Source organism: Nodosilinea sp. FACHB-131, from assembly GCF_014695395.1.
Taxonomy (GTDB): domain Bacteria; phylum Cyanobacteriota; class Cyanobacteriia; order Phormidesmidales; family Phormidesmidaceae; genus Nodosilinea.
The window spans coordinates 119000-145516 of sequence record NZ_JACJOF010000013.1; the positions used below are offsets into that span (position 1 = coordinate 119000).

The 26517-nt window shown below is 57.3% G+C and carries 32 protein-coding genes; 17 read left to right on the forward strand and 15 right to left on the reverse strand.

From position 1 onward, the window contains the following. Window positions 1–102: 102 nt before the first annotated feature. From H6F75_RS08850 to H6F75_RS08860, 3 genes are all read left to right on the forward strand, one after another. Window positions 103–546, forward strand: a complete 444-nt coding sequence (locus tag H6F75_RS08850) for a hypothetical protein (protein WP_206754676.1) — start codon at window positions 103–105, stop codon at window positions 544–546. A 122-nt stretch (window positions 547–668) separates the two neighbouring features. Next, window positions 669–845: a 50S ribosomal protein L32 gene (gene rpmF, locus H6F75_RS08855; protein ID WP_190522797.1), complete on the forward strand. Its 177-nt coding sequence runs from the start codon at window positions 669–671 to the stop codon at window positions 843–845. Window positions 846–989: 144 nt separating this feature from the next. Further along, window positions 990–1343: a DUF4870 domain-containing protein gene (locus H6F75_RS08860; protein ID WP_190751289.1), complete on the forward strand. Its 354-nt coding sequence runs from the start codon at window positions 990–992 to the stop codon at window positions 1341–1343. A 4-nt stretch (window positions 1344–1347) separates the two neighbouring features. Here H6F75_RS08860 and H6F75_RS08865 read toward each other — a convergent pair whose 3' ends face one another. Next, the gene (locus H6F75_RS08865) at window positions 1348–3201 is read right to left on the reverse strand and encodes a hypothetical protein (RefSeq protein ID WP_190751292.1); all 1854 of its coding nucleotides are present in this window, start codon (window positions 3199–3201) and stop codon (window positions 1348–1350) included. 138 nt (window positions 3202–3339) lie between these two features. Here H6F75_RS08865 and H6F75_RS08870 point away from each other — a divergent pair, with 138 nt between their 5' ends. After that, the gene (locus H6F75_RS08870; protein ID WP_190751294.1) at window positions 3340–4053 is read left to right on the forward strand and encodes a hypothetical protein; all 714 of its coding nucleotides are present in this window, start codon (window positions 3340–3342) and stop codon (window positions 4051–4053) included. 6 nt (window positions 4054–4059) lie between these two features. On the opposite strand, the gene trxA is transcribed toward H6F75_RS08870, so the two are convergent. The 3 genes from trxA to H6F75_RS08885 form a co-directional block, all read right to left on the reverse strand. After that, window positions 4060–4410, reverse strand: a complete 351-nt coding sequence (gene trxA, locus H6F75_RS08875; RefSeq protein ID WP_190751296.1) for a thioredoxin — start codon at window positions 4408–4410, stop codon at window positions 4060–4062. Between the two features lie 122 nt (window positions 4411–4532). Beyond that, window positions 4533–4919: an alr0857 family protein gene (locus tag H6F75_RS08880; protein WP_190751298.1), complete on the reverse strand. Its 387-nt coding sequence runs from the start codon at window positions 4917–4919 to the stop codon at window positions 4533–4535. Window positions 4920–5207: 288 nt separating this feature from the next. Then, entirely contained in the window at window positions 5208–5555 is a 348-nt protein-coding gene (locus tag H6F75_RS08885) for a hypothetical protein (RefSeq protein WP_190751300.1), read from the reverse strand. Window positions 5556–5805: 250 nt separating this feature from the next. Here H6F75_RS08885 and H6F75_RS08890 point away from each other — a divergent pair, with 250 nt between their 5' ends. From H6F75_RS08890 to era, 3 genes are all read left to right on the forward strand, one after another. Beyond that, window positions 5806–6129: a ribbon-helix-helix domain-containing protein gene (locus H6F75_RS08890; protein ID WP_190626184.1), complete on the forward strand. Its 324-nt coding sequence runs from the start codon at window positions 5806–5808 to the stop codon at window positions 6127–6129. Window positions 6130–6224: 95 nt separating this feature from the next. Further along, complete coding sequence (locus tag H6F75_RS08895; protein ID WP_190751302.1) at window positions 6225–6662, forward strand: secondary thiamine-phosphate synthase enzyme YjbQ; 438 nt, start codon at window positions 6225–6227, stop codon at window positions 6660–6662. A 1-nt stretch (window position 6663) separates the two neighbouring features. Next, window positions 6664–7617 carry a GTPase Era gene (gene era, locus H6F75_RS08900; RefSeq protein ID WP_190751527.1) on the forward strand — a complete coding sequence of 318 codons (954 nt, stop codon included), beginning with the start codon at window positions 6664–6666 and terminating at the stop codon, window positions 7615–7617. Window positions 7618–7624: 7 nt separating this feature from the next. Here era and H6F75_RS28980 read toward each other — a convergent pair whose 3' ends face one another. From H6F75_RS28980 to H6F75_RS28455, 5 genes are all read right to left on the reverse strand, one after another. Continuing rightward, entirely contained in the window at window positions 7625–7786 is a 162-nt protein-coding gene (locus H6F75_RS28980) for a hypothetical protein (protein WP_242019826.1), read from the reverse strand. A 58-nt stretch (window positions 7787–7844) separates the two neighbouring features. Continuing rightward, entirely contained in the window at window positions 7845–8204 is a 360-nt protein-coding gene (locus tag H6F75_RS28760) for a hypothetical protein (RefSeq protein ID WP_279308294.1), read from the reverse strand. Window positions 8205–8279: 75 nt separating this feature from the next. Further along, complete coding sequence (locus tag H6F75_RS08910; protein WP_190751306.1) at window positions 8280–8690, reverse strand: PPC domain-containing DNA-binding protein; 411 nt, start codon at window positions 8688–8690, stop codon at window positions 8280–8282. 83 nt (window positions 8691–8773) lie between these two features. Continuing rightward, the gene (locus H6F75_RS08915; RefSeq protein ID WP_190751530.1) at window positions 8774–10420 is read right to left on the reverse strand and encodes an MBL fold metallo-hydrolase; all 1647 of its coding nucleotides are present in this window, start codon (window positions 10418–10420) and stop codon (window positions 8774–8776) included. Window positions 10421–10547: 127 nt separating this feature from the next. Continuing rightward, the gene (locus H6F75_RS28455) at window positions 10548–10670 is read right to left on the reverse strand and encodes a hypothetical protein (protein WP_017297736.1); all 123 of its coding nucleotides are present in this window, start codon (window positions 10668–10670) and stop codon (window positions 10548–10550) included. Window positions 10671–10781: 111 nt separating this feature from the next. On the opposite strand from H6F75_RS28455, the gene H6F75_RS08920 reads away from it, so the two are divergent. Further along, the gene (locus H6F75_RS08920; RefSeq protein ID WP_347710630.1) at window positions 10782–11372 is read left to right on the forward strand and encodes a DNA-3-methyladenine glycosylase; all 591 of its coding nucleotides are present in this window, start codon (window positions 10782–10784) and stop codon (window positions 11370–11372) included. Window positions 11373–11397: 25 nt separating this feature from the next. On the opposite strand, the gene H6F75_RS08925 is transcribed toward H6F75_RS08920, so the two are convergent. Continuing rightward, complete coding sequence (locus H6F75_RS08925) at window positions 11398–11628, reverse strand: hypothetical protein (RefSeq protein ID WP_190751308.1); 231 nt, start codon at window positions 11626–11628, stop codon at window positions 11398–11400. Between the two features lie 217 nt (window positions 11629–11845). Continuing rightward, entirely contained in the window at window positions 11846–12841 is a 996-nt protein-coding gene (locus H6F75_RS08930) for a GNAT family N-acetyltransferase (RefSeq protein ID WP_190751311.1), read from the reverse strand. A 184-nt stretch (window positions 12842–13025) separates the two neighbouring features. Here H6F75_RS08930 and H6F75_RS08935 point away from each other — a divergent pair, with 184 nt between their 5' ends. Further along, window positions 13026–14660, forward strand: coding sequence for an alpha-D-glucose phosphate-specific phosphoglucomutase (locus H6F75_RS08935; protein ID WP_190751313.1), 1635 nt, complete (start codon window positions 13026–13028; stop codon window positions 14658–14660). Between the two features lie 624 nt (window positions 14661–15284). Here H6F75_RS08935 and H6F75_RS08940 read toward each other — a convergent pair. Together H6F75_RS08940 and H6F75_RS08945 are read right to left on the reverse strand one after the other, a co-directional pair. After that, window positions 15285–15695: a hypothetical protein gene (locus tag H6F75_RS08940; protein WP_190751315.1), complete on the reverse strand. Its 411-nt coding sequence runs from the start codon at window positions 15693–15695 to the stop codon at window positions 15285–15287. A 471-nt stretch (window positions 15696–16166) separates the two neighbouring features. Then, the gene (locus tag H6F75_RS08945; protein ID WP_190751317.1) at window positions 16167–16442 is read right to left on the reverse strand and encodes a hypothetical protein; all 276 of its coding nucleotides are present in this window, start codon (window positions 16440–16442) and stop codon (window positions 16167–16169) included. 47 nt (window positions 16443–16489) lie between these two features. Between H6F75_RS08945 and H6F75_RS28765 the strand changes: the two genes are divergently transcribed. The 6 genes from H6F75_RS28765 (at window position 16490) to H6F75_RS08975 (ending at window position 22630) form a co-directional block, all read left to right on the forward strand. Beyond that, window positions 16490–16651, forward strand: coding sequence for a PIN domain-containing protein (locus tag H6F75_RS28765; protein ID WP_279308295.1), 162 nt, complete (start codon window positions 16490–16492; stop codon window positions 16649–16651). 188 nt (window positions 16652–16839) lie between these two features. Then, window positions 16840–19362: a glycogen/starch/alpha-glucan phosphorylase gene (locus H6F75_RS08955; protein WP_190751319.1), complete on the forward strand. Its 2523-nt coding sequence runs from the start codon at window positions 16840–16842 to the stop codon at window positions 19360–19362. 271 nt (window positions 19363–19633) lie between these two features. Continuing rightward, window positions 19634–20272, forward strand: coding sequence for a histidine phosphatase family protein (locus H6F75_RS08960; RefSeq protein WP_190751321.1), 639 nt, complete (start codon window positions 19634–19636; stop codon window positions 20270–20272). Window positions 20273–20333: 61 nt separating this feature from the next. Next, window positions 20334–20972, forward strand: coding sequence for a histidine phosphatase family protein (locus tag H6F75_RS08965; protein WP_190751323.1), 639 nt, complete (start codon window positions 20334–20336; stop codon window positions 20970–20972). 44 nt (window positions 20973–21016) lie between these two features. Continuing rightward, complete coding sequence (locus H6F75_RS08970; protein WP_190751325.1) at window positions 21017–22219, forward strand: acetate kinase; 1203 nt, start codon at window positions 21017–21019, stop codon at window positions 22217–22219. Between the two features lie 180 nt (window positions 22220–22399). Then, on the forward strand, window positions 22400–22630 hold the full coding sequence (locus H6F75_RS08975) for a hypothetical protein (RefSeq protein ID WP_190751327.1): 231 nt from the start codon (window positions 22400–22402) through the stop codon (window positions 22628–22630). A 24-nt stretch (window positions 22631–22654) separates the two neighbouring features. On the opposite strand, the gene H6F75_RS08980 is transcribed toward H6F75_RS08975, so the two are convergent. Continuing rightward, entirely contained in the window at window positions 22655–22951 is a 297-nt protein-coding gene (locus H6F75_RS08980) for a hypothetical protein (RefSeq protein WP_190751329.1), read from the reverse strand. A 184-nt stretch (window positions 22952–23135) separates the two neighbouring features. Here H6F75_RS08980 and trpS point away from each other — a divergent pair, with 184 nt between their 5' ends. Both trpS and H6F75_RS08990 read left to right on the forward strand, forming a co-directional pair. Continuing rightward, on the forward strand, window positions 23136–24146 hold the full coding sequence (gene trpS / locus H6F75_RS08985; protein ID WP_190751331.1) for a tryptophan--tRNA ligase: 1011 nt from the start codon (window positions 23136–23138) through the stop codon (window positions 24144–24146). 59 nt (window positions 24147–24205) lie between these two features. Next, a complete protein-coding gene (locus tag H6F75_RS08990; protein ID WP_279308296.1) occupies window positions 24206–25129 on the forward strand; it encodes a methylenetetrahydrofolate reductase in 924 nt (307 codons plus the stop codon). Here the strand turns inward: H6F75_RS08990 and H6F75_RS08995 are convergent. Continuing rightward, window positions 25115–26494, reverse strand: a complete 1380-nt coding sequence (locus tag H6F75_RS08995; RefSeq protein ID WP_190751333.1) for a cytochrome P450 — start codon at window positions 26492–26494, stop codon at window positions 25115–25117. The two genes, H6F75_RS08990 and H6F75_RS08995, sit on opposite strands and share 15 nt — an antisense overlap. Between the last annotated feature and the right edge of the window lie 23 nt (window positions 26495–26517).

Sequence of the window (26517 nt, forward strand, 5' to 3'; positions counted from 1 at the left end):
CCGGCGACAATTCTTAATTGACGATTGGCGGCTCTATCGCTAGAGTTAAAGCACTTTTTGGACATCCCGCGAGGATGTGTGGAGCAGCAGGCCATGGAATTGATGTCTCTTCTAAAAAATGGGCGCGCCAAAAGACACAATAGGCCGTCCTACATTGCGTCTCTGGGAGCACGATTCACCCTAGCTGCGTTGGTGGGTTTAGGGAGTGTGGCCCTGCCGTCGTTGGTTACCCCGCCCGCAGCCCAAGCCTACACGTCGCGAGTCAACCTCTACTTGGTGCGCGAACAGGGCGAAAGCTTTGAGACTCTAGTGCAGCGCTCCGAAATCATTGCTCGGGCCGCCATTCAGCGCAGCTTCGACGCCGATGTGCTGATGACCGACGTCATCGTTACCGTCATCGGTGACAACCAGGGCATTTCTGTCCCCATTCTCACGGTGCCGGTCAGCCGCAGCGAGTGGCAGCTCTTGCCCGATGTACCGCAGTGGGCGGATTACTTTGAAGCGGCTAGGTACTTGGTCGGCGATGAGGATGCGGCTGAACCCTAGAGCTGGGGCAATCGTTCTAAGTTTGTTTGTGGCTCTGCACAGCTAGATAGAAAAATAAAATTGCATAGAACAGCCTCTTGCCCTATGCTTGAAAGGTTGTGAAGTCTTAAAGTATTGCTGTCATGGCGGTTCCCAAGAAGAAAACCTCCAAACAAAAGCGTGACCAGCGTCGCGCTACCTGGAAGCGCACTGCAGCGCTTCAGGCTAAGAAAGCCATGTCCCTCGGCAAGTCTGTACTCACCGGGCGGTCTACTAGCTTTGTGTATCCCAACGATGAAGAGGACGACGACGAAGAGTAAAGTGCTAGGGCGATGTTCATTGGCCCTTGTGGGTTTGCCTCGTCTGTATTCAGCAACTGAATACTACATTTTGTAAGCAGGATAGAGCGTCTATCCTGCTTTTTAAGTTAGCTTGGCGGCAGATTATTCCATTCTGCCACTACCATGAACCAGCTTGACTCCAACCCAGAATCGCGCATGTGGGCGATGCTTGCTCATCTCAGCGCTCTGTCTGGCTTTGTTCTTCCCTTCGGCAATATTATTGGGCCTCTCGTCATTTGGCTGGTTAAGCGCGACGAAATGTCCTTCGTCAATGACCAAGCCAAGGAAGCGCTCAACTTCAATATCTCCATGACCCTCTACATGGTAGTGGCAGGGATACTGATTCTTGTACTGGTTGGCATTCCCCTAATGATTGTATTAGGCATCGCCTGGCTAGTGTTGGTCATTCTAGCCTCGGTTAAGGCCAACGAAGGGACAGCCTATCGCTATCCCCTAACGCTGCGGTTAGTAAAGTAGAACGCTAGATAAACGGACGCGTCTCTGGAACTAGGGGCGATCGCGGAGCAACCTTAGGCTGCTCACTGCGGGGCAACTCCACCGACTCGTCGGGTTCGGCCTCTGAGGTATCTGCCTCAGGGGCTTTTTCGGTACTGGGCGGGCTGGGCTCTGCCTGTTTCTCACCTAGAGAAGGATCGGTGTAGGGTTCAACCACCTCGGGTCGTAGTTCAGGTCGCTCAGGGGCTGCCTGCTCTGGGTTAGATGACCCCTCTGGGCCAGGTATGACCTGGGGCAGGTCGCCAAAGGTATCTTCTGGGGTGGTGTTTGGGGCTGGCGTGGCGGGTGCGGGTGCCGCTGGCTGACTAATCTGGTCGCGCCACTGCTTAAAGCGGTTGAGCAACCCTTTAGGACTAGGTTCTGGAGTAGCTTTTGGGGCGGCTGGGGGAGTCGGGCGCACGGGTATAGGCGCGGGCTCCACTTGAGGAGATAGAACGGGGGGAATCTCCGGATCTGCCAGCGGCACCATATCCTCAATGGCGTCCTTTGACTCAGGTGCGATCGAGGCAGGGGCTTCGATCGCAGGGCGATCGGGATTAAGGGCGTCCTCTTCGGCATCTTCCCCAGCACCATTGTCTTCCGGTGTGAGTTGATCTTCCTTAGCCATCTCCGGCTCTATCGATTTCTTTGGCAGAAGCAATGGAGTGGGTGGCGTCTCATCTTCAGGTTCAGCTGAGGAACTACCCTGGGCATCTGGAACAGTTGGTTCAGGTGCGGGTTGCTCCTGGGCTTCAGATTGAGATGGCTCCGGGGCAGCGTCTGGCTGAGTAATCTCAGGCTCAGGAGCATTCTGCTCTGGCGTTTCTACCCCAGCAAAGGGAGGTTGGGGTTCTAGTTCTGGAATCTCGGCTGGCGGCTCAGGGGCCGGAGGTACATAGGTGGGGTCAATGATACCCGCTACGTCATTTAGACCCAGTTCACCGCGCACCAGGCGAGAGAGGGTATCGCTGCCGCCGGGCTGGTAGTCGATGATGCGCACGGTGTTGTTAAAGCGGTTATCAATGGGATTGCCGCTTTCGTCAATCAGTTCGAGCTGCACCCAGTTGCGGCCCGGCTTGAAACCCTTAAGCCAGATAGGCTGCCACTGATCAAACACAAAGCTTTGGTCGTTGACGGTGCAGCGAATGCGCCAGTCGTGCAGGTCGTCGTTGGCCTCAGCCTGGGCACTCATGTGCAGGGGCGCATTGGTGAGATAGAAGTCGAGCATGATCGGCTCGGCCCCGTAGGTCGCCTGGGGGCGGCTGTAGGTTAGCAGGGGAGCCTTAGCGTTGAGCTCGTTTTGAGGCGTGGGGGCCACAATGTGAAACGTGCGCTGGTCGAAGGCTCCCTGGTTTTTAAAGCTTTCGTGCCAGGGGCGTGAGGCAAACACGCGCAGGGTGTGGGTGCCGGGGGAAAGCCCGTCAAAGGTAATCGGTTCTGACAGGTCGTAGACCGCTGTGTAGGGCTCGTTGTCTAGGAACAGATGCAGGTGGGGACCGAGCTGGTAGGCGTCGTCTTTAAACAGCGGCAGACCGCGCACCTGGAGACGCACCGAGACGCTGGTGTCGTCTAGCACTTCGCCAGGACGGGGGCTAAGAATGCGTACCTGGGGCGTGTAGGCGTCGATGATTTGCTTGAGGGTCTCTAGGGTTTCGGGGGGAGATACCTCGGCAATTTGCCCAGTGAGACGGTTGGATTGGGGGGTAGGCTCTGACAGCAGTTCGGTGGGCTGCACAGGTTTGGCGCAGCTGGACAGAAAGATCAGCGCGATCGCACAGAGGGCCACAGCTCGCCGTCCCAGTCCCATGACCTTGCGGATGAACCCTTGTGTCGTGCCCATGCTGCTATTCTCTACATCTTTACAACCAATACCATAGGCCACTTTAGGGTCTTTACAGCAATCGCCACACAGCTTTTTGCTAGCGTAGGAAAGCTGAGCTAGACTGGCTCGATGATACCCAAGGGAGGGTTGTCAGACATGCGGATAAAGCAGGCTGTTGTACTAGCGCTATCACTATTGATCGGTCTCTCGGCAGGGGCCGCCGCTGCCACCGCTTTCTACTGGAACCGGGCCACGGCGTTGCCGACCTGGTATAGCACCAGCGGTACCGATACGGCCGTGGCCGATGTCAGCACCGGCAGCGGCAACCTGCTGGAGAGCAAGCTGGCCAGTGGCCAGGGGGTGCGCTATGGCGACAACAATCGAGTTGAAATTTCTCTTACCGAGGCGGAACTGACCCAGCTGCTGGCCGAGGGCATAGCCCAGACTCCCCAGATAGCTCAGTTTTTGCCAGAGGCAGATAGTCTAAATGCCACGATTCGTGGCGATCGCGTGGCCGCCGGCATCGTTGTCAACCCCGCCAACCTGCCCACTCAATCGCTGCCTCCCCAGGCTCAGCAGGCCCTAGAGACTGCCCTGAGTAGCGTGCCCATGCTGGGCGATCGCCCCCTCTACATTGGCATCGAAGGCAGCCCTCGCGTAGACAACGGCCGCTTGGTACTGGGTAACGACACCCGCGTTCAAATTGGCCGAGTCAATCTATCGCTGGAGGATGTCGCCCGTTTGACCGGCCTCGATCCAGCTCAAATTACCGAGCGCATTAACCTTGCCCTACCTCAGGCCGGGCTCACCCTCGACGGCCTAGAGTTTGTGAATGGCGAGGCCGTGCTGCGCGGGGCCACCCAAAATTAAGGCCGCTTAAACTGCCGAACCGGCTGTTACCAACGCCTCAAGCCGAGCTACCAAGTCATCCTTGGAGATGACGCCTTCGACAGTGTCAACTCGCTCCCCATTCTGAAAAAAGATCAGGGTAGGGATGGCCATCACATGGTACTGAAGAGCCAGGGCGTCTTCTTCGTCGACGTTGAGCTTAGCGACCTTGGCCCGACCGGCAAAGGTTTCGGCCAGCTCTTCCACAATCGGGTTCATAATGCGGCAGGGGCCACACCAGGCAGCCCAAAAGTCGACCAGCACCGGCACATCGCTTTGCATCACCTCGGCCTCAAAGTTGTCGGCGGTCAGGGTGAGGTAGGTTGCATCGTCAGCCATTTCAATCTCTCCTTCTCTGCGTCGTTTTAGGTCTGCGTTGGAATTTTATGGGTAAAAAACTATCCGGCCCTCATTTTCTACGGTACTGCAAAGCCTAGGCGATGGGGTCATGATCAGCCAACTTAGCGCCCTTGGGAGCAGGGGGCCGCTACCCAGCTCAGGCTGCGTTGCCACAGGGCGACAAGCTGAGACTCTAGTTGGGAGCCAAGTTCGGCCACCAAAATACCTTCGGCGCTGGCAGCATGGTCGGTCAGCCAGGTGCCCCGCAGGGTGACTTCGAGCCAGTCGATGTCGCAGGGAGCGATGTCGATCGCCCCTTGACTTCCAGCTTTGAGCGCAGCAATCCCCGGCAGGTCGGCGGGCAGGGCAAAGGCCCCATAGCCCGGCTGCACCACCAGGGGCTGTCCGGCCCGCAGAGCCACCAGGCTGCGCTGGGTCACCATCGCTTCTACGGTGAGGTCTAAATGCTCAATCAATAAATCTGCATCGGAATAAGTTAGCTTCAACATGATCCCTCATGCTCTAATACTTGTGAACTAGTTTCGTTGCTTAAGTTTGTTGTGTCGAGGCAGCAGCGGCCCTAAAACGAAGGCCCAGCCAAGGCAATCGCACGGTGGATCACGGGCACCACAGGCGGCCTTGAGCGGCCAGACCGTGGGTGAATACCGATGCGAACCCCTGGTCTGACAAGAGGCCAACGGCGGCAATACTGCTGCAAACCCAAATTTGGAGCCCGATCGAAACGGAATTAGCCGAGAACAGCCATCCCTAGGCGCTGGGCCAGATCGGGGGTCGGGTTAATGCTGAAACAGAGAATGCTGGGAAAAATAGTGGGGATAGGGCCAGTCCATGCGTTGGCACGGCCGTCCCAAAGGGGAATCGCCCCGAGTGAGGCAGCCCATCAGCACCAAGGCTGGCCTGAACCAGAAAAAGCAATCTCCCCAAAGGCGATCGCCCCCTAGGGCGTCTCCTTTAAACAGATCACTCCTGTCAGCATCGCCTAGGGCTAACCCACCTATGGGGCGCAGTCGGCTAATCAGGCCACTAAAATACCCATCGAACCCCGCCACGACGCCCATCTGGCCAGCATCGCCCGTGGTGGTGGCGATATTCATTGCGGTGCCAGTAGACAAAATCCGTACCATGGCGGAGTTCCTCAAGCGTAAAACAGCAAGGCTTAGGAAGGCATAAGAGTATCTGTTGGCTCAAGCCCGCTCGCTGAGCGAAGAGGCTTGACGGATACACTCTAATGACGTTAATACTACACGTGTAATACAAACGTGTCTAGTCTGTCTAAACTGTTAGTTAGACACAACTCATCAGTGATAACCACAACCGAGTTGTGACGCGTTCCAGAAAAAGTCTTTTATGTTCCCTTTGGAGGTGTGCCCGCTAATGCCAACCCTAACTCGCGTATCGACTACTGATATGGAAGTTACCAGCATTCGCCTAGAGCGATCGCTGAAGGAAAAACTCAAAGCCCTGGCCGGTAACCGGGGGTATCAGGCGTTGATTCGCGACATTCTTTGGCAGTACGTGGAGCAAGGGCCGAGCGAATGTACGACCCAGGTACAGCCTGAGGACATTTGCGCCAGCTTTGGAGCGGTAGCTGAGCGTGAACAGGTGTGTGCCCTGACCGGTAATCCCATTCTCGCCAACCAGCCCATGCGGCTAGGGCTAACCGCCCAGGGCCGCCTCGTGCCCCTGTGTGTGGAGTGACCTAGGGTAAAGAGCCGCAGGGCGAAGGAACAAAGTTTCCCGAGGGTGGTTAATTCTGACAGAATAGAGAACGGTCTATTCTAGGGATTTGCCCCATGACACCCTCTACCGCCACCACTCGCCACCACCAGCAGGTGCTGACCCTGCGATCGCGGGGCAAATCTCTTCAGCGGTTTACGGCTGATGTAGAGCAGGTAGTGCGGGCCTCGGGGGTCGAGACTGGGCTGTGTACGGTGTTTTTGCGCCACACTTCTGCCAGCCTGATCATTCAAGAAAATGCCGACCCCGACGTGCTGGTGGATTTGGAGAATTTTTTAGCCAAGCTGGTGCCTGAGGGCAATCACTACATCCACAGCACCGAAGGCCCTGACGACATGCCGGCCCACATTCGCACGGTGCTAACTCACACCAGCGAAACCATTCCGGTCGTGCAGGGACGGCTGGGTCTGGGCACTTGGCAGGGGCTTTACCTGTGGGAGCACCGGGCGCGCGGGTCAAACCGCGAGGTGATCGTCCATGTCACAGGCTACTAGCATGGTCGACACCTTTGACCCGATCGGCTACAGCGCTATCCCCACCCCGCCGGAGGGGTTTAAGTCTGGTTTCGTAGGCATTGTGGGCCGCCCCAACGTGGGCAAATCTACTCTAATGAATGCTTTGGTAGGGCAAAAAGTAGCCATCACCTCCCCCACCGCCCAAACCACCCGCAACCGTCTGCGGGGCATTCTCTCCAACGACCAGGCCCAAATTATTTTTGTCGACACTCCCGGCATCCACAAGCCCCACCACGAGCTGGGCAAAATTTTGGTGAAAAACGCCCGCATGGCCATCGACTCGGTGGATACCACCCTATTTGTGGTCGACGGCAGCGTAGACGCGGGGCGGGGCGACCAGTTTGTGGCCGAACTGCTGGCCCACACCAGCGGTCCGGTCATTTTGGGCATGAACAAAGTTGACCAGCAGCCGGAGGAGATAGAGGCGATCGCCCCCCTCGACGCCAGCTACCAGCGCATGGCCGACGCCCACGGCTGGCCACTGGTCAAATTCTCGGCCCTGCACGAAACCAGTCTCGACACCCTGCTGGCCACGCTGATCGACCAGCTCGACCCCGGCCCCTACTACTACCCGCCCAATCTGGTCACTGACCAGCCCGAGCGCTTTATCATGGGCGAGCTGATCCGCGAGCAGATTTTGCTCAATACGCGGGAAGAGGTACCCCACTCGGTGGCGATCGCCGTTGACCGGGTCGAAGAAGACACCAACATCACCCGCATTCTCGCCACCATCCACGTCGAGCGTGAGTCGCAAAAGGGCATTTTGATCGGCAAAAAGGGCAGCATGCTGAAGGTGATTGGCTCCGACGCCCGCCAGCAAATTCAAAAGTTAGTGATGGGCCAAGTCTACCTGGAGCTATTCGTCAAAGTGGTGCCCAAATGGCGTCAATCTCGCAGCCGCCTCGAAGACTTTGGCTACCGGATAGAAGAGTAGCAACAGATTAAAGAACTTCTGCGGCTAAAAGTTGCCCTTGAACTCGTTCATATTCATCCTCCAGCAACCACTCTTGGGCAGCTTCATAGTTTGAGTGAGTAACCACCAGCTTATAGTTAGCACCTGGGTTGAAAATACGACAGAACCCATCGTGGTCACCAACCACCATGAGAATCTTGGGTGGGAAGAGAACTGGGTCAACCCAAAGTTCTAAAAACTGCCAGGTTCTAGCTTGTTCGGCGAGGGCCGGTTCGTGGGATAACATGATATTTACCTGTAGCTTTTACAATCTTGATCTCACCGTAGTAAAGAAGGGTTCGGCTCCCATCTACCCTAATTATGTAACCGATCGCTTCTGAGAAGTAGAGTCCGTAACGCTCGTAATCGTCCTCTTCATCATCTATACCGGTTCGATCTCCGCATTCGATGATGGCTTTTGTCACTGTTTCCAAGGTTCCACGGTCATTAAACACATGTGCTTTACCCTCCCGCTCTAGTAAACGTTGGACTTGAGGAGTGTCAGGTAAGTGGCGGTTAGTGAGACTCAGACGGGGCTCTGGGACAATGTCTCGATCAATTCCGCTCATTGGCTAAACCATTGCACAGGGTATCAGGGTGATTATCTTTGCCAGTTAAACCTTGGAAGAACTTGATAACTGACATCAGTAATTATCACGCTGAGGCCTTTCAACAACCAACTCTAGGTATCCAGTTTGGGAGTCAAGCCGGCGGTGAAGGCGTAGGTGGGGCAGATTGGCGATCGCAATTTCTGCCGTCGTGCGAATTAAACAGCCCGGCATGATGTGACCGCCGTAGACTCGGCCCTGGGCATCGGCGATCGCCCCATGCAAATGCATTCCGTGCCGCGACAGCGTACCGCTGAGGGAAATTAGCTCTAGCGGGCCATCGATTACCGTGGCCTCTGGGGCAGCCGCAAACCGCAGAGATGCCTGAGTCAAACTGCCCAACGCCGTCAGAATGATCCCAGCTTCTAGCGCTTGGTTCTGAACAAAGGTTTGCAGCTCTTGTTTGAGATCTTGGCCCGGAGTAAGGCGCAGGCAGAAGGTTTCCATCGGAATGGTTCAGGGTGCAAGGTGCAAGGTGTAGGGCTTAACCCTTCTACCCTAGACCCTTCACCTTAAACCTTTCTGCCATCCTAAGCCGTCGCCTCATCATCCCGCTCTGGTCGAGGTGGGCGGGCCTCAAAGGCAGGACACACCCCATCGGGACTGACCTGCAGCCCGTAAAGGGGAGAATCGTCGCCGTGGCAGCGGCCTTCTCGCTGATAGCGGCAGGTTTGACAGCTGGGCGGCTGCCAAGGGGCATCTCCACCCGTTACGGTGCGCAGCAGGTCGCGCTGGGTTAGCCCTTTGATGACTAAATCGTTGCCCTGCCAGCGGGCCTGTACCAGTCCGGTATCGGCTAGGGCCGTCCAGCGCGGGTCGGTGGTGAGGTCTTCGGGCAGCAGCAGCAGGACGCTGTCGTCAACCTGGGTAATTTCGCCCTCAAAGACTGGGTCAGGGGCAGCGGGCTGGATGAAGCGATCGCCAATGGGAAACTCCACTTCCTTACCGGCAGAGGGCAGGTGGAGCTGGTAGCGGGTTTGCAGTTCTTCTAGCCCAGCCAGGTCAGCTAGGTGAGTGGGCTTGCCGTGCACAAAGGCCACATGCTGGGGCCTGAGGTTGTGGATTAGCTGGGTGGTGCCGACGCGATCGCTGTGGGTGGTGAGCTGGTAGGTATCGAGCTGCACCCGCTCCGACTCTAGCTCGGCGGCCAGGGTTTGCAGCCAGCCCAGGGTAGCCCCAGCGTCGGTACTGGACGTACCTAGCACCGTATCGGCAATGGCGGTAGCAAAGGAATCAGGCAGCAGCACGGTCCAGGGCTGGGCCGAAGTGAGGCAGTAGTCGCTGAGGTCAACTTCACGGTGGGCAATCACAATGCAGGGGGCACAAGAAGAATCGCCCTGGGGGTGCCCGTCTATGCCTAAGCGACGCACCCGAGGCAAGATGCGCTCGTCCCAAAACAACGGCTGATGACGAGCAAAATTTTGCACGCTGCTAGGGAATGCAGGCATCAGCTCCAGATACAAGTCGCAACCTGCCGCCACGGTTTCATCGACCCAGACGGTGATATCTTGCCCGGTGAACTGGTAATGGCTGCGCAACAGCATCACCAGCTCCTGCCCAATGCCCAGGGTTGGCGTGGGCAGCAGCACCGATCGCCCCTGCTGCACCAGACTATGGAGTGTGCTGGCCAGCAAATTTTCCTGCTGGCGGCGGTGGGGATGGCGAGCAGACCCAGAGCTACCTTCGATGATCAGCACATCTGGCTTAAGGCCCCGCAACGCTTCTAAGGGCAACCCATCCACCAGGCGCGAATTGGACATGAAAAAATCGCCCGTGAAAAACACCGTGTAGGGGCGCTGGGGCGCGTGGTAGGTAAACAGGGCGCAGGCGGCTCCCGGCAAGTGCCCGGCGGGCCAAATTTGCACGGTGAGATCGTCGGCCAGGCTGATGGGGGTTTGCCAGGGTAATGCCTGGCACAGGTGAGGTGGCACGTCTTCCCCCAGCCAGTTCAGCGGCAGCAGTTGGGCCGTGACCTCACTGCCGTAGATGGGCACCTGAGGAAATTGCTGACTAAACTCCCACACCCCGCGAGCGTGGTCGCTGTGGGCGTGGCTGCAAAAGAGCAAATCAGCGGTGGCGATACGATTTGCGGAGCTATCTGTGCCGAAATCGCGCGCCGATTCCAAAGCCGCTAAGTCGCGCAGGCCACAGTCCAGCACAATCCGCCGTGGCCCCATGCGCAGCTCTAGGCACAGCCCTTCTTGGCCGTGACCCGCACCGAACGGAAAGCAGACCAGATTACTCACGGAGTGGTGAACACCCTAACGGCAGCGGCACAACAAAGCCGGTGGACAGGGTGTGATCCTAGTGGGCCGAACCGTTGCCGTGGTAGTCGTCGGTGTCGTAGAAGCCGTTTTTGGTGCCAAAAAAGAGGGTGGCCACTACAAACAATCCGGTGAGCACAGCCAGTACAAGTTTGATATCCATGGGAGCAGTAGGGATGATAAAAGAGCTTATGTTGGCAGAGCCTTGGTTTTGAGTCATCTTAGCAAGCCTGCCCTGGAGGACACTATAAAGCTTTTTAATCAGCCCGCGCCCATTGACCCAGCATGGCTGGGGCGATCGTCTCTAGAAGTGGCACCAGACCTGCTGGGCTGCCGCCTGGTGCGCCGCTGGGCCGACGGTCGCCAGCTCAGCGCCACCATTGTCGAAACCGAGGCCTATACCGAGGGCGACCCGGCCTGTCACGCCTACCGCCGTGAAACAGTCCGCAATCGGGTGATGTTTGGCCCACCCGGCTATAGCTACGTGTATCTGATCTACGGCATTTACCACTGCTTTAACGTAGTCACCGATCGCGATCGCATCCCCAGCGCCGTGCTGATTCGCGCCGTCGAACTCGACAGCATTCCCCCCTGGCTAGCAGGGTACCGGGTCGAAAAACCCGCTCGCTGGGGGGCTGGCCCCGGCAAGCTCTGCCTCTTGCTGGATATCGATCGCACCCTCACCGACCTGCCCTTGACTCCCGCCTCCGGTCTCTGGTTAGAACATCGGGATATTGACTGGCAACAGCGGGCGGCAGCGGGGGAAGCCACCGTTACCCAAACCACCCGCATCGGCCTCACCCAGGGTGCCGATTTGCCCTGGCGATGGTACGTCACAGAGTCCAAAGCCGTATCAAAGCGGTAGCGATCGCCAAGGGCACACCCTCGGACTAGGGCGATATCGGAATTGTTATCCCCGCTCCGCTCGCTCTACCCGCTCCACTCGATCGATCGACTAGATGCTCTAGGGCGTCAGCCTGGCGCTCTAATTGCTGGGTTTGCTTTTGCATCTCTTCTATTTGCCGGGTTTGAGACAGGGCTCTACTGGTATCGGGGGTAAAAAACTCGCAGCTTGACAGCAGCAGGCTGCACAGCAACGCCAAAATCAAGAAAATACGCATTGGTCTAAATCCCCCTAAATCACCCGGCTAGAGCACCTAGCCAGCCCATGGGAGGGCCGTAAGTCGCTGAGTCTAACGTCGTAGCAAGTGCACTAAAGGCTCTAAGTCAATGGGTTGAGTACCACCCTTAAGTTGAGGCTGCCAAAGCCAAAATGAAATCTATCCTGGGGTCAGTCCTGGCCTAGAGTTGGGCCTAAAGACAGCCTGGGCTGTGAGGTTAGGGGCAGGAATCTGGGGCTTCGGTGAGGGACTTTTGGTAAGTCATATGGGTTTCTTTAATGGTAAAGCCCACGGATTCGTACAGCCCCATGGCCTGGTTGGGGTTTTGGGTGTCTACGCCCAGCAGGGCCGTTTCCATGCCCGCTGCCTGGAGCCGATGCAGCCCCTGCAGCAGCATCGCCCGCGCCAATCCCTGCCGCCGATGGCCCCGCCGGGTGCCCAATAGCGTGATCCAACCCTCTTTGCGGTTTTTTAGGGCATTTTCTTCGTGGTCAATGAGGCCACTACAAAACCCGGCGAGGGTGCTATCGGGGGCCATCGCGATCCAGTCCAATTCGGGTTGGTAGGTGGGGTAGGTGAGGCGAAACTGGCGATCGCGCAGCGTCATTGGCGTAAAGTGCCAGTGATCGACAAAGCTTTCGTTAAACATTTCCACCCAGGCAGCGGCCTCATCGGCGTGGGTGGGACGGCTGGTAAAACCGGGCGGGAACTGCGGCTGGGGGATGGGTTCGGCTAGCGATCGCGCCATGGTATGAAACTGGCGAATGATTTCGTAGTTCGCAGTCTCATAGATGCTTCGGTAGAAGACAGCATCGGCTCTGGCTCCGGCGCAGAGCTTAGCGGGGCGCTGGGCAACTGTGGCCTGCTCCCGCACCTGCTGCTCAGCCCAGCCCAGCAGTTCGGCTTCCAGACCCGCGCCGCGCCGGTCAGGATGCACAAAGACGCCCATCCAGGCTTCTAATACATCGGTGGGGTCTTCCAGCCATAGGGAAACCAGGCCCACCAGCTCACCCTCGGCAGTTTCCCAGAGCTGGCGCTGGCGGGTGCCGTTTGGAGGCGGGTGGTCGAGGTGGCGTTGAAGGTCGGCGAGGGTGGGGATGTTGTCGAGACGATCGACGGTTTCGCAGAGAGCGTAAAAAGCGGCGATCGCAGGCAAATCGGCATGGCCCGTGCTGGGGCGCGACTGCGTTGAGGGCAGCTGTTGATTCGTCATAGACGCACGGAGATTAGGGGGCTTTAGAGCTGCTACAGCCTGGCGATGACCAATTCCCAACCCCCATCCCTTAACTAAGGCTTACGATTTACCCCATAAGTTAGACAGGGATTTATCCTTCAGAGTTAGCTAGGGATTTATCCTGAGGTTGCACCCGGTTGACCTTAGAGCAAATTTTGACCCTATGAGTATTCAAACCGTATCCACACAGCCCTATAGCGACCAAAAGCCCGGCACCTCGGGCTTGCGGAAAAAGGTTAAGGTTTTTCAGCAGTCAAACTATCTAGAAAACTTTGTCCAGTCGATTTTTGACAGCCTGGAGGGCTATCAAAACGAAACCCTGGTGGTGGGCGGCGACGGCCGCTACTACAACCGCCAGGCCATTCAAATTATTCTTAGAATGGCGGCGGCCAATGGCTTTGGCCGGGTGCTGGTGGGCCAGGGCGGCATTCTCTCCACCCCGGCGGCCTCCTGCGTGATCCGCAAGAACAACGCCTTTGGTGGCATCATTCTCTCGGCCAGCCACAACCCCGGCGGCCCTGACGAAGATTTTGGCATTAAGTACAACACCGGCAACGGCGGCCCCGCCCCCGAAGGCGTCACCGATGCGATCTATGCCCGCAGCCAGACGATCACCGAATACAAGATTCTCGACGCTGCCGACATTGACCTCGATCGCATCGCCACCCACAGCCTGGGCCACACCACCGTGGAAGTGATCGACTCCGTCAGCGACTACGGGGCGCTGATGGAAACCCTGTTTGATTTCGGCCAGATCAAGCAGCTGCTTTCTAGTGGCAAATTCCGCTTCTGCATGGATTCGCTGCACGCGGTGACTGGTCCCTATGCCAAAGCCCTGTTTGAGCGCCGGCTGAATGCTCCGGCAGGCACCGTAGTCAACGGCGAGCCGCTGGAAGACTTTGGTGGCGGCCACCCCGACCCCAACCTGGTTTACGCCCACGACCTGGTAGAGGTGATGTTTGGCGACAACGCTCCTGACTTTGGGGCAGCGTCGGATGGGGACGGCGATCGCAACATGGTGCTCGGTAGCAATTTCTTTGTCACCCCCAGCGACAGCCTGGCGGTGCTGGCCGCCAACGCCACGCTAGTGCCGGGCTATCGCAACGGCTTGGCCGGGATTGCCCGATCCATGCCCACCAGCCAGGCTCCCGATCGCGTCGCCGAGAAGCTGGGCATCGACTGCTTTGAGACCCCCACCGGCTGGAAGTTTTTTGGCAATTTGCTGGATGCGGGTAAGGCCACCCTTTGCGGCGAAGAGAGCTTCGGCACCGGCTCTAACCACATTCGCGAGAAGGACGGGCTGTGGGCGGTGCTGTTCTGGCTGAATATTCTCGCCGTTAAGGGCCAGTCGGTCGAGGACATTGTCAAAGAGCACTGGAGCACCTACGGGCGCAACTACTACTCGCGCCACGACTACGAAGGCGTGGAGAGCGATCGCGCCAACACCCTGATCAGCAACCTGCGATCGGCCTTGGGCAGCATGCCTGGCCAAACCTTCGGCCCCTATACCGTCGACTACGCCGACGACTTTGCCTACACCGACCCAATCGACGGCAGCGTGGCTAGCCAGCAGGGCGTGCGGATTGGCTTTACCGACGGCTCGCGGATTGTTTACCGGCTGTCGGGCACCGGCACCTCGGGCGCGACCCTGCGGCTCTATGTGGAGCGCTATGAGCCCGACGCCGCCAAGCATAACCAAGATACCCAAGAAGCTTTGGCTGACTTGATTGCCTTAGCCGACGAGATCGCCCAGATCAAGACGTTGACCGGGCGCGACCAGCCCACGGTGATCACCTAACTCTCAGCTCGGTTAACCCAAAACAGCAGACCCTAAAATTAGGGTCTGCTGTTGCTTTGACCATCCCTTGGAACCGATTCAAAGGTATAGCTTGAGAATTCTTAGCAACAGCAGTTGCGGAATCAAGCAGCAACTCATTTTCGACAGCTGTTCAAGCCAACATTGCCTATCACCTGTCGCGGACTATCTATGCATCAGGCTGATCATCTTTCGGCAGTCGGTGTGTATGGGGTTGTTAGCTTGCATCTGTTACTTATGAGTAAAGATTGTTTAGCTCAAGCCTGTGGGTGTCAGGTTCTGGGCCTCAACCTAACACCCACAATCAACGATCGCACTATTAAGCCTCTGATTTGAAAGGCTTTTTTTCTTGAGGCAAAAGCTGTCAGCGGGTTTTTACAGCAATAACTATAGAATTCTCTGTTGAGGTCGGTATATCTGGTTGGGAGAGGTATCAAGTGTTAGTGCGATCGCAGATTTTGCATCGTTTGCTGTACTGCTTTTCAAACGCTTCATTGGCAGTTTAATGGTCGAATTCAGCGGCCCATAACCAACCTCCACAGATAAGTATGTGAGTAAAAACGTCACCCAGCTACGGAGCCGCTGGAGTGCGCTGTCACAAGCTATTTAGTGATTGAGCGAGGAGAAGTACTTCGTCCGCACCTTGTCTTCCAGCCATTGGCTCAAATCTTCTTGAAAACTGAAATTTTGGATGCGCCAAGCTCCATTGGAGTTATAAAACTGAAACTCAAACCTCATTGGTTGGCGATCGAAAAAAACGATATAGTCGACCCGCACCAACCTGCCTGCCAAGTCTTCTTCAACGAGTTTCTCGTGCCCTTGATACATTCCAAGCAACTCAGGCAAGCTTGAGACTTGAGTTCTGATGCTCTGCAGCTGGTCCCTCTGGTTTTGGATCCACGGATTGTCTTGATAGATGTAATCAAGAGCCTCACTGTACTTTCCTTGTTTGATTCGCTCAAAGAACCCGTCTATGGCTACGTGATAGTTTGCTTTACGATCTTGAATGTCATTCATACGTGAGTAGAGGTTTTGGATGAGACTCAACTACATAACAACTTATTAAATCGATCTGATCTGCCTGATATTCTCTATGGTTAAACAGGCAGATTACTTACAACCTAATCATCTCCATTAGATAGACAGCAAACAATCTGCATGATAGCCATCTACAAGGTAAATAGGCAGCAAAGCTCTATACATCTTCACTTTGCCAGGTTTGTGCATGTGGAATTATTAAGGTCTATTTTGTTGGGTTTCTTTGAGTTGTTGTTTGTAACTGCACTGCTTTTAAAGGTTCCTGCTTCGATTGGAGTCAGCCCATGCTCACCGACCAGCCGGGGCAGTAGATGGTGGTCTTGGCCAAGATCCTAATGGTGGAGTAAACGCCTACCCCTGTTCCAGCGACCATGCGACCCGCACAACCAGAATAGGGAATAGCCTGCCCAAAGATAACCCCATTTGTTCGGCTCCGCTGGCTGTGCAACGCTATTCTTCAAGGGTAGGCTGCAAGTTAAACGCTGCGATCGCGCCACACAATTCAAATACAGCCGGTCGCTGATTGAATTCACCCTCTGCTTGAGCCAGAACATCGTCGCGATCTAGCCCAGAATCAAGGCGTTGGTCGAATTCGTCTGCGCGTCTATTGAATTCATGGCGATGATCATTGAATTCACCTGGCGATCTATAAGGATCACTTTCGCAATCTAAATAAAAATGAAAGTGTTTATTATGGATGGGCCTGTGTTCATCGAATTCATCCACTTGCTTTCAATCAACCCCCGCTTTTTCTAAAGCAACATCCTCATTGCTTGCATCGCCATGCTGCCGAACTGCGATCGCGACATGGCTTGAAAACGCCGGATGCACTACACCTAGCAGTTGCCCATCACTACGACTGCACAGAACTTTGGACTAACGACGATCGCCTGGCCATAGCCGCTGCCAGCAAGGCTATTAACCTGTTTTCGTGATGGTTGACAGTTGTGCAGGCAAAAAAGACGCACCTGGCCGCCGAACTCCACCTGTAGCCCTCTGCCGTCGAACCTTAAACTTTTCTTGGCCTCAACCCGTTCATACCTTAGGCCCCATTACATTGGTGGAATCCAGGCATCCTAGATTAGGCAATCAGCATATTCTGCCCCGGTTCAGGAGTTCTCCAATGACAGCCTTCATGAATTGCCCCACCGTCGATGTCGAAGACGATCGCACTGGCATTAGCGTTGAAACCCTGCGCCGAGCCCTGGCCGATCACCTGTTTTACATCCAGGGCAAGTGGCCCGAGGTCGCCAGTAAGAACGACTTTTACCTAGCGCTGGCCTACATGGTGCGCGATCGCATGATGCAGCGCTGGCTCAATTCCACCCGCAACTACCTGCGCGCTGAGGTGCGGATGGTCGCCTATCTGTCAGCGGAATTTTTGCTGGGGCCGCACCTGGGCCGCAACCTGCTCAACTCAGACCTCGAAGCTTCCGTCAGGCAGGCGCTGCAAGAGTCGGGCCTCGACCTCAACGACCTGATTGCTCAGGAAGAGGAACCTGGTCTGGGCAACGGCGGCCTGGGTCGCCTCGCCGCCTGCTATATGGAATCGCTCTCTAGCCTGGAAATTCCGGCGATCGGCTACGGTATTCGCTACGAGTTCGGCATTTTTGACCAGGAAATTCGCGACGGCTGGCAGGTCGAAATCACCGACAAATGGCTTCAGCACGGCAACCCCTGGGAGCTAGCCCATCCACAAGAGGCCGTCACCGTGGGGTTTGGTGGCTATACCGAGGGCTACACCGACTCCGATGGCCGTTTCCGCAAGCGCTGGATTCCCGCTAAGCAGGTGAAGGGCATTCCCTACGACACGCCGATTCCCGGCTATCGGGTCAACACCGTCAACACCCTGCGCCTGTGGAAGGCTGAAGCGGTAGAGTCCTTTGATTTTCAATCATTCAACGTCGGCAACTACTACGGCGCGGTCAACAGCAAAGTCACCTCCGAGAATATCTCCAAGGTGCTCTACCCCAACGACGAGCAGATTGAGGGCAAACAGCTGCGCCTAGAGCAGCAGTTTTTCTTTGTCTCCTGCGCCCTGCAGGATATGATTCGCATCCATCTCACCTCGGGGCGGCCGCTCGACAGCTTCCACGAGAAGTTTGCGGCCCAGCTCAACGACACCCACCCCGCCGTCGGGGTCGCCGAGCTGATGCGCCTGCTAATCGACGAGCACGGCATCGAGTGGGAAACGGCCTGGGAAATCACCCAAAGCACCTTTGCCTACACCAACCACACCCTGCTGCCCGAAGCCCTGGAGCGGTGGTCACTGTCTCTCTTTGGCGGCCTGCTGCCCCGGCACCTAGAGATTGTGTTTGAAATCAACCACCGGTTTATGGATCAGGTGCGGGTGCAGTACCTCAACGACTCGGCCAAACTCTCTAGCCTGTCGCTGATCGATGAGTCGGGGGAGCGCTACGTGCGCATGGCCAACCTAGCCAGCTTGGGCAGCCATGCCATCAACGGTGTGGCCGAGCTGCACAGCGAGCTGGTTAAGCAGACCATTCTCAAAGACTTTCACGAGATGTTTCCCGGCAAGATTCGCAATATTACCAACGGCGTCACCCCCCGCCGATGGCTGGCCCTGGCCAACCCCCGCCTGGCGGCTCTCTACACCGAGAAAGTGGGCGACGGCTGGCTCCAGAATATGGACAAGCTGCGATCGCTCGAAACTTACGCCGACGACCCCGGCTTTCGCCAGCACTGGCGGCAGATCAAGCGCGACATCAAGCAGGATCTGGCCGCCTACATCCAGACCCGCACCGGGGTCACGGTGAGTCCTGATTCCCTGTTCGACGTGCAGGTGAAGCGCATCCACGAGTACAAGCGCCAGCACCTCAACGTGCTGCACATCATCACCCTCTACGACCGGCTGCGGCAGAACCCTAACCTGGATATCACCCCCCGCACTTTCATTTTTGGCGGCAAGGCAGCCCCCGGCTATCGCATGGCCAAGCTGATGATCAAGTTCATCACCGCCGTCGGCGATGTGGTGAATAACGACGCTGCGATCGGTGATCGCCTCAAAGTCGTCTTTTTGCCCGACTACAACGTCACCCTAGGCCAGCGGGTCTACCCCGCCGCAGACTTATCCGAGCAGATTTCCACCGCCGGCAAAGAAGCCTCCGGCACCGGCAACATGAAGTTTTCCATGAACGGTGCCCTCACCATCGGCACGCTGGACGGGGCCAACGTCGAAATTCGCGAGCTAGTCGGTGACGAAAACTTCTTTCTCTTTGGCCTGGTCACCGAAGAAGTCATGGCCCTCAAAGCCCGTGGCTACAACCCCTGGGACTATTACAACAGCAACCCTCAGCTGAAGGGAGTGATTGATTTGATCAACTGCGGCTACTTCGCCAAGGGCGACAGCGAGCTATTCAAACCCCTGATCGACAACCTGCTCCACCACGACCCCTATCTGCTGCTGGCCGACTACCAATCCTATATCGACGCCCAAGACCGCGCCAGCGCCGCCTACCAAGACCAGGAAGACTGGTCGCGCCGGTCAATTATTAACGCCGTGCGCATGGGCAAGTTTTCCAGCGATCGCTCCATCCGCGAATACTGTGAGCAAATTTGGCACGTCAAACCCGTGCAGATCGAACTGAAGGAATACGTGCAGGCCCAGGCAGGATTCAAGGTGTAGGTGGGTAGGTGGGTAGGTGGGTAGGAGGGTGGATGGGTAGAGGGGTGGATGGGTAGGCGGGTAGGTGGGTAGGTGGGTAGGTGGGTAGGTGAATGAACCCAAGCCCAAACTCACTCTCCCACTCATCCACTCTCCCACTCATCCACCCTCCCACTCTCCCACTCATCCACTCTCCCACTCATCCACCCTCCCACTCTCCCACTCATCCACCCTCCTACCCGCCCACCCATCCACCCTCCCACTCGCCCACCCACCCACCCCCACCTCCCCCATGCCCCTCAACCTCTACCTCCTGCGCCACGGCGAAACCGAGTTTAGCCAAACTGGCGGCTTCTGTGGCGAGCTAGACCCCGAACTCACCCCCGAGGGCGTGGCCATGGCCGATGCCTTTGCGGCCCAGTATCAAGCCATGCCCTGGCAGGCGATCTTTGCCAGCCCGATGAAGCGCACGATCGCGACGGCTATGCCCCTGAGCAGAGCCGTGGGTGTGAATGTGCAGCTGCGCAATGGGCTCAAGGAAATTAACTACGGCCAGTGGGAGGGGCTAACCGCCGAGTATGTGCGCGAGCACTTTGCCGACGACTACCTGCACTGGCTCACCGAACCCGCCTGGAACCCGCCTACCGGGGGCGAAAGCTCGGTGCAAATCGCTAGCCGGGCCTCGCTGGTGATGGCCGAAATTGAAGAAAACTTTACCGAAGGTAACGTGCTGGTGGTGTCTCACAAGGCCACCATTCGAATTATTTTGTGCAACCTGATGGGGATGGATGTGGGGCGTTATCGCAATCGCATCAGCCTGCCGGTCGCCTCGGTTACCCACGTGCAGTTTAATAACAACGGCCCCATGTTGATGAAGCACGGCGATCGCGCCCACCTGCCCCCAGAGCTGGAGACCAGACCAGGCACCTAGGGAGGATGCCAGCGATCGCGCCAACCAAGACGATAGGAGAGCAGCGTCTTGACGTTCCCCCATGACTCTCAACCTCTACTTGCTCCGCCACGGCGAAACCGAATTGAGCCAGAGCGACACCTACTGCGGCTTATCTGACCCAGAGCTGACCGCCTCAGGTGTCGCCATGGCCCAGGCCTTTGCTGACAAATACCAGCACCTAGACTGGCAGGCGGTCTATGCCAGCCCGCTGCGGCGCACGGTGGCAACCGCCACGCCCTTTTGTGAAGCTACGGGCCAGACTATGCAGCTGCGCGACGGGTTGAAGGAGATGTTCTTTGGCGAGTGGGAAGGCAAGACCCACGACGAGGTGCAGGCAGAGTACACCCAAGACTACATGCGCTGGCTGGCCGAACCCGCCTGGAACCCGCCTACCGGGGGCGAAACGGGCGTTCAGGTAGCCAGCCGCGCCGCCCTGGTGATGGCCGAAATTGAGGCCAACCACAGGGCCGGCAACGTGCTAATTGTGTCGCACAAAACCACGATTCGACTGGTGCTCTGTAATCTGTTGGGTATCGATAGCGGTCGGTACCGCGATCGCATTGAGCTGCCCGTTGCTTCGCTCAGTCTGGTTCGGTTCGACCAGCATGGGCCAATGCTGGCCAAACACGGCGATCGCTCCCATTTGCCAGAGGAGCTTGCGTCGCGACCGGGCACCTAAGGGATGGGGAAGATGAGGCAGGTGGGGAAGATGAGGCAGGTGGCATGAAAATTCTGGTTCTCAATGCCGGGTCGAGCAGCCACAAGAGCTGTCTGTTTGACCTCAGTCAGGGTGCCGAGGGCGCAGCGCCCCACCCCCTCTGGCGCGCTGCCCTCGACTGGACTCACCAGCAGGGCAAGGTAGAACTCTCCGCCAGCGGTGCGGGAGAATCTATTCAGCAGGTGCTGTCGATTACCGACAAAGCCGAGGGCATTGAGGCTATGGTCAAGACCCTGGTGGAGGGACCAACTCAGGTGTTGGGCGAGCTGGCGGAGATTGCTGCCGTTGGGCACCGTGTCGTCCACGGCGGTCGCCACTATCAGCAGCCTGTGGTGGTGGATGACGAGGTGAAAGCTACGATTCAGAGCCTGGTGCCTCTAGCGCCAGCCCACAACCCGGCCAATCTGCAAGGTATTGAGGCGATCGCTCAGAGTCTCGGCACCATTCCCCAGGTGGCGGTGTTTGACACGGCCTTTCACAGCCACATGCCTGAGGCTGCTGCCACCTACCCTGGCCCCTACGCCTGGGTCGAGCAGGGCATTCGTCGCTACGGGTTCCACGGCATTAGCCACCAATATGTCGCCCAGCGGGCGGCGGATCTGATGGGGCAAGACCTCGCCAGCCTGAGATTACTCACCTGCCACCTGGGCAACGGCTGCTCGCTGGCGGCGGTCAAAAACGGCGTCTGCGTCGATACGACGATGGGATTTACGCCGCTGGATGGTCTGATGATGGGCAGTCGCTCGGGCAGTGTTGACCCTGGCATTTTGATCTATCTGATGCGGCAGGAGGGCTACACCGCCGACCAGCTTGATACGCTGCTGAACAAAGAATCTGGACTGAAGGGACTGTCGGGGCGCTCTAATGACATGCGCGCCGTGGCGGAGGCGATGGAGCAGGGCGATGCTCAGGCCAAGCTGGCCATTGAGGTGTTTATCCACCGCCTGCGGCGCGAGATGGGGGCGATGATCGCCAGCCTGGGCGGGCTGGATGGGGTAGTGTTTACCGCTGGGGTGGGCGAAAACAGCCCGCTGGTGTGGCAGCAGGCCTGCGAGCCGTTTGAGTTTTTGGGGCTGCGGCTAAAGGATGAGCTGGGCCGAGATGAAGCGGACCAGGATGTTGCGGCGGCGGATTCGGCGGTGCGGGTGCTGGTGGTGCATACCCAGGAGGAGTGGGCGATCGCCCAAGCCTGTCGATCCCTTCTCTAACCCATCACCTAATTCTCTATCCCCATGCCCCTAGTGAAAACGGGAGTAGAAGGGAAGGATTGCCCAGCAGATCCATGATCGCATGGCCACACTAAATACCCTGCCGATGGTATTGCTATTGGAGGCCGTACGATGGGGTTGCTCCTCTGCCTCAATGTTGCGGTTTGCAATGCAGCCTGAATGAACAACTACCTTATCTTTTGGATTTTTGGCTTTGGCACCCTCTGGGCCGGGCTAAAGCTGTTTGACGATGAAGTAATACTCATCGTGACAATGCTGGTTGGCTCGGCGCTAGTGCTGGCCGGTCTCATTGCAGCTCCCGACGAACTGCAAATTGTTGTTGAGGTGGTCCTGGTAATTGTCCTATTCCGCCTCTGTATGGAGTGCATCAGTCGGGGCGATCGCAGTTAGTTCCACCCAAAGACGCCCCTGCCTCTACTGCTCTTGAATTAGCCTCAGGTAGTTTTGCTTGAGCTGAATGTGGCTCTGGCTGAGGCGATCGGATAAGTTCTTTTCCACATCCGACAGCTGTTCCCAAAATTGCGAAGAGCGCTGGGTGCCAATGTACTCTTGCCAAAGCTGCCCTAGCAATTCAGCGGCGATCGGGCTCTCGGTTTTGAGCTCCCCAACTACCTCCTGAAAAGCTTGGTGGGCTTCGGGATGCTGCTGTACTTCTTTGGCCAAAGTAATAGCGGTTTGCAGGCGGGTCGACAGATCGGTGGGGAGAGTCATAGGAATAATGATTTTATGATTGCCTGTTACAAATCTAAGCAACTTAGCTTTTCCCGACAAGGAAAGCCTGACTATTGGTTCATTTCTGGCTACTGCGGCGGGCAGAGATTGGGGTAGATTCATAGGGGGGTTCGCCCACTGGCGTTATGCCAATTCCATCTACGTAGCTACACTCCCTAGACCTATGGCCAAACAGCGCATTCTTTCCGGCATTCAGCCAACGGGCAACCTACACCTGGGCAACTATCTCGGGGCGATTCGCAACTGGGTTGACCTGCAAGAAGAATACGACGCCTTTTTGTTTATGGCCGACCTCCACGCCATTACGGTGCCCCACGACCCCAAGCGGCTGGCGGAAGATACCTATAAGGTGGCGGCTACTTACATCGCCTGCGGCATTGACCCCGACAAGGCCACCATTTTTGTGCAGTCGCACCTATCGGCCCACTCAGAACTGGCCTGGCTGTTTAACTGCATCACCCCGCTTAACTGGCTAGAGCGCATGATTCAGTTCAAAGAAAAGGCGATTAAGCAGGGGGAGAACGTCAGCATTGGCCTGCTCGACTACCCGGTGCTGCAAGCCGCCGACATTTTACTCTACGAACCCGACTTGGTGCCCGTTGGCGAAGACCAAAAGCAGCACCTAGAACTCACCCGCGACATTGCGGCCCGGCTCAACTTTCAGTTTGGCAGCGAAGAAAACCCGGTGCTCAAGGTGCCTGAGCCGATGATTCGCGCTGAAGGAGCGCGGGTGATGAGCCTGACCGACGGCAGCAAAAAAATGTCGAAGTCAGACCCCTCTGACCAGAGCCGCATTGACCTGACTGACCCCACCGATGCGATCGTCAAAAAGATTAAGCGGGCCAAAACTGACCCCGAGCGGGGGTTGTGGTTCGATGACCCGGCTCGACCTGAGTGCAACAACCTGCTGACGCTGTATATGCTGCTGTCGGGCCAGACTAAGGAGGCCGTGGCGGCAGAGTGCAAAGAGATGGGCTGGGGCCAGTTTAAGCCGCTGCTGGCCGACACGGCGGTGGCCGCTTTGGAGCCAATTCAGAACCGCTTTAATGAGCTGATGGGCGATCGCCCCTACCTGGAAAGCATTCTTAGAACCGGGCGCGAAAAAGCGGGTGATGTGGCCAACGCTACCCTGGCTCGGGTAAAAGACGCCCTAGGCTACTCAAAACCACTGTAGCTGGCGAGATATACTGATCAATTCAATCACCCTTTCGTACAGATCCAAAGGAGGACGGTTTGGCTTCTGCACCCCTGGGTTATCGACTGCGCACGGCGGCCCAAGCCGACCAGTTTTTGGTGACGGCAGAGGTCATGCCGCCCAAGGGAGGCAACCCAGAGCACATGCTGGCCATGGGCCAAATGCTTAAGGGTCGAGTGCACGCCGTCAATGTCACCGACGGCAGCCGAGCGGTCATGCGCATGTCGTCGTGGGCCGCAGCGCTACTGCTCCAGCAGCAGGGGATCGAAGCGGTGTGCCAAATGGCCTGCCGCGATCGCAACCGCATCGCCCTCCAGGCCGACCTGATGGGAGCCCACGCCCTCGGGTTACGCAACGTGCTTGCCCTCACCGGCGACCCAGTCAAAGCGGGCGACCACCCCGAAGCGCGATCGGTGTTTGACCTGGAGTCAGTGCGACTGCTCAAGCTGCTCGAAAAACTCAATTTTGGCCTAGACAGCAACGACAAGCCCCTCACCGACGGCGCGTTAGACCTGTTTGCCGGAGCTGCGATCGATCCGCAATCGACCAGCTGGTCAGGGTTGCAGCGCCGTTTTGAAACCAAGGTCAAGGCGGGGGCGCAGTTCTTTCAAAGCCAGCTGATCACCGACTTCGATCGCCTGGCCAAGTTCATGGATCAGGTAGCGTCTGGCTATAACCGCCCGGTGCTCGCCGGCATTTTCCTGCTGAAGTCCGCGAAAAACGCCAATTTCATCAATCGCAATGTGCCTGGGGTCAACATTCCCCAAACTATCGTCGATCGCCTGACGGCTGCCTCCGACCCCCTACAGGAAGGGGTCCAGATTGCCGCCGAGCAGGTGCAGGCCGCCCGCCAGGTATGCCAGGGCGTGCATTTGATGGCCGTGCGCCGCGAAGATTTAATTCCCCAAATCCTCGACCAGGGGGGCGTAGCGCCAGTCGATGCAGCTCTAGCCGAGCGGTAGCGCCAGGCGCTGAGTCACACGCTGGGCTACGGGTATCAGCCGTAAGTTTCCCGGTGGTGCTAGGGTCAGACCACGGCGCACAGGTTTAAGCGGACGCCGCAGCTCCCCGGGCAATTCCAGCTGCCAGTGGCGCAAAATCGTCGCTAATACTAACTTCATTTCCATCAGCGCAAAAGCCGAGCCAATGCAGCTACGGTGGCCGCCGCCAAAGGGCAGATACTCAGAGGGCGAATACTGCCGCTCCAAAAATCGCTCGGGCCTGAAGGTATCGGGTTCAGGGTAAAGATCCTCCCGGTGGTGTACCAGGTAGACATTGAGAAACAGCACCGACCCAGCGGGGAACTCATAGCCTGCCACCGTCATCGGTCGGCTGACAATGCGAATGCCCGTGGTGGGGGCGACAGGGTAAATGCGCAGGGTTTCCTGACAAACGGCGGTAAGATAAGGCAGACTGGCATCAGCCAGAGGGTCGGGGGATGGCCCGACAGCATCTAACTCTTGCCGAAGACGCCCGCCCACTTCGGGTAGCCAGTGCACCCAGTACAGCGCCCAGGCCAATGCAGAAGCCGTGGTTTCATGGCCCGCTACCAGCAGCGTCATCAACTCGTCATGGAGTTCGCCGTCGCTCAGGGGTTCACCTTGGGCATCGCGAGCGCTGATCATCAGCGAGAGAATGTCGGTGCTGTTGGGATAGGGATGCTGGCGGCGATCGCTAATCTCGGCGTAGATCAGGGCATCAATCTCAGCTTTGATGCGCACAAACTTTCCCCAGGGGCTCACCGGCCCCCAGTCTTTCTGCAGCCCCGGGAAGAAAATAAAAAAAGCGCTAAAGGGAGTGCCCAACCCCTCTAGCAATGTGCTGAGCAGATGGCGCAGGCGATCGTAGCGATCGCCATCACCCAAACCAAACACGGCTTTTAAGATCACCCTCAGGGTAATGTCCTGCATGGCGGCTCGCACGTTAAAGGCCGTACCCGGCTGCCAGGCGGCGATCGCCTGCTTTGTCAAAGTGCAGATGACGTCGCCGTAGGCGCGCATGCGATCGCCGTGGAACGGTGGCATCAGCAAACGACGGTGACGGCGGTGACGCTCTCCGTCCAGCAGCAGCAGCGACTGCTCGCCCAGTAAAAAGGTCAGTCCACTCCCCGCACTTTGGGTGGGAATGTGAAACTGAGCCGCATCGGCCTGAAAAATACCCTGAATCACTGCCGGGTCAGCTACATAAACTGACAGCGGCGGTCCCTTCCCCACCTGAAACACCGGCCCGTAGCGCCGGTAATTGTCCTCAAAATAATCCAGCGGGCGCAAAATAAGCTTGGGTGCGCGCTGCCAAAAGGGAGTGTTAGAGCCAGGAAGAGTAGGCATGCCAAGAGGATGTATAGAGCATT

Coding starts and splice junctions, on each gene's coding strand:
- H6F75_RS08870 (WP_190751294.1), top strand. CDS start 3,340: ATGCGGATAAAGCAGGCTGTTGTACTAGCGCTATCACTATTGATCGGT.
- H6F75_RS08915 (WP_190751530.1), bottom strand. CDS start 10,420: ATGGGGCCACGGCGGATTGTGCTGGACTGTGGCCTGCGCGACTTAGCG.
- H6F75_RS08995 (WP_190751333.1), bottom strand. CDS start 26,494: ATGCCTACTCTTCCTGGCTCTAACACTCCCTTTTGGCAGCGCGCACCC.
- H6F75_RS08965 (WP_190751323.1), top strand. CDS start 20,334: ATGACTCTCAACCTCTACTTGCTCCGCCACGGCGAAACCGAATTGAGC.
- H6F75_RS08895 (WP_190751302.1), top strand. CDS start 6,225: ATGACACCCTCTACCGCCACCACTCGCCACCACCAGCAGGTGCTGACC.
- H6F75_RS08970 (WP_190751325.1), top strand. CDS start 21,017: ATGAAAATTCTGGTTCTCAATGCCGGGTCGAGCAGCCACAAGAGCTGT.
- H6F75_RS28980 (WP_242019826.1), bottom strand. CDS start 7,786: ATGGTGGTTGGTGACCACGATGGGTTCTGTCGTATTTTCAACCCAGGT.
- H6F75_RS28760 (WP_279308294.1), bottom strand. CDS start 8,204: ATGAGCGGAATTGATCGAGACATTGTCCCAGAGCCCCGTCTGAGTCTC.
- H6F75_RS08860 (WP_190751289.1), top strand. CDS start 990: ATGAACCAGCTTGACTCCAACCCAGAATCGCGCATGTGGGCGATGCTT.
- H6F75_RS08890 (WP_190626184.1), top strand. CDS start 5,806: ATGCCAACCCTAACTCGCGTATCGACTACTGATATGGAAGTTACCAGC.
- H6F75_RS08925 (WP_190751308.1), bottom strand. CDS start 11,628: ATGCGTATTTTCTTGATTTTGGCGTTGCTGTGCAGCCTGCTGCTGTCA.
- H6F75_RS08930 (WP_190751311.1), bottom strand. CDS start 12,841: ATGACGAATCAACAGCTGCCCTCAACGCAGTCGCGCCCCAGCACGGGC.
- H6F75_RS08940 (WP_190751315.1), bottom strand. CDS start 15,695: ATGAATGACATTCAAGATCGTAAAGCAAACTATCACGTAGCCATAGAC.
- rpmF (WP_190522797.1), top strand. CDS start 669: ATGGCGGTTCCCAAGAAGAAAACCTCCAAACAAAAGCGTGACCAGCGT.
- era (WP_190751527.1), top strand. CDS start 6,664: ATGGTCGACACCTTTGACCCGATCGGCTACAGCGCTATCCCCACCCCG.
- H6F75_RS08955 (WP_190751319.1), top strand. CDS start 16,840: ATGACAGCCTTCATGAATTGCCCCACCGTCGATGTCGAAGACGATCGC.
- H6F75_RS08865 (WP_190751292.1), bottom strand. CDS start 3,201: ATGGGCACGACACAAGGGTTCATCCGCAAGGTCATGGGACTGGGACGG.
- H6F75_RS08910 (WP_190751306.1), bottom strand. CDS start 8,690: ATGGAAACCTTCTGCCTGCGCCTTACTCCGGGCCAAGATCTCAAACAA.
- H6F75_RS08975 (WP_190751327.1), top strand. CDS start 22,400: ATGAACAACTACCTTATCTTTTGGATTTTTGGCTTTGGCACCCTCTGG.
- H6F75_RS08885 (WP_190751300.1), bottom strand. CDS start 5,555: ATGGTACGGATTTTGTCTACTGGCACCGCAATGAATATCGCCACCACC.
- H6F75_RS08980 (WP_190751329.1), bottom strand. CDS start 22,951: ATGACTCTCCCCACCGATCTGTCGACCCGCCTGCAAACCGCTATTACT.
- H6F75_RS08850 (WP_206754676.1), top strand. CDS start 103: ATGTCTCTTCTAAAAAATGGGCGCGCCAAAAGACACAATAGGCCGTCC.
- trxA (WP_190751296.1), bottom strand. CDS start 4,410: ATGGCTGACGATGCAACCTACCTCACCCTGACCGCCGACAACTTTGAG.
- trpS (WP_190751331.1), top strand. CDS start 23,136: ATGGCCAAACAGCGCATTCTTTCCGGCATTCAGCCAACGGGCAACCTA.
- H6F75_RS08880 (WP_190751298.1), bottom strand. CDS start 4,919: ATGTTGAAGCTAACTTATTCCGATGCAGATTTATTGATTGAGCATTTA.
- H6F75_RS08935 (WP_190751313.1), top strand. CDS start 13,026: ATGAGTATTCAAACCGTATCCACACAGCCCTATAGCGACCAAAAGCCC.
- H6F75_RS28455 (WP_017297736.1), bottom strand. CDS start 10,670: ATGGATATCAAACTTGTACTGGCTGTGCTCACCGGATTGTTTGTAGTG.
- H6F75_RS08960 (WP_190751321.1), top strand. CDS start 19,634: ATGCCCCTCAACCTCTACCTCCTGCGCCACGGCGAAACCGAGTTTAGC.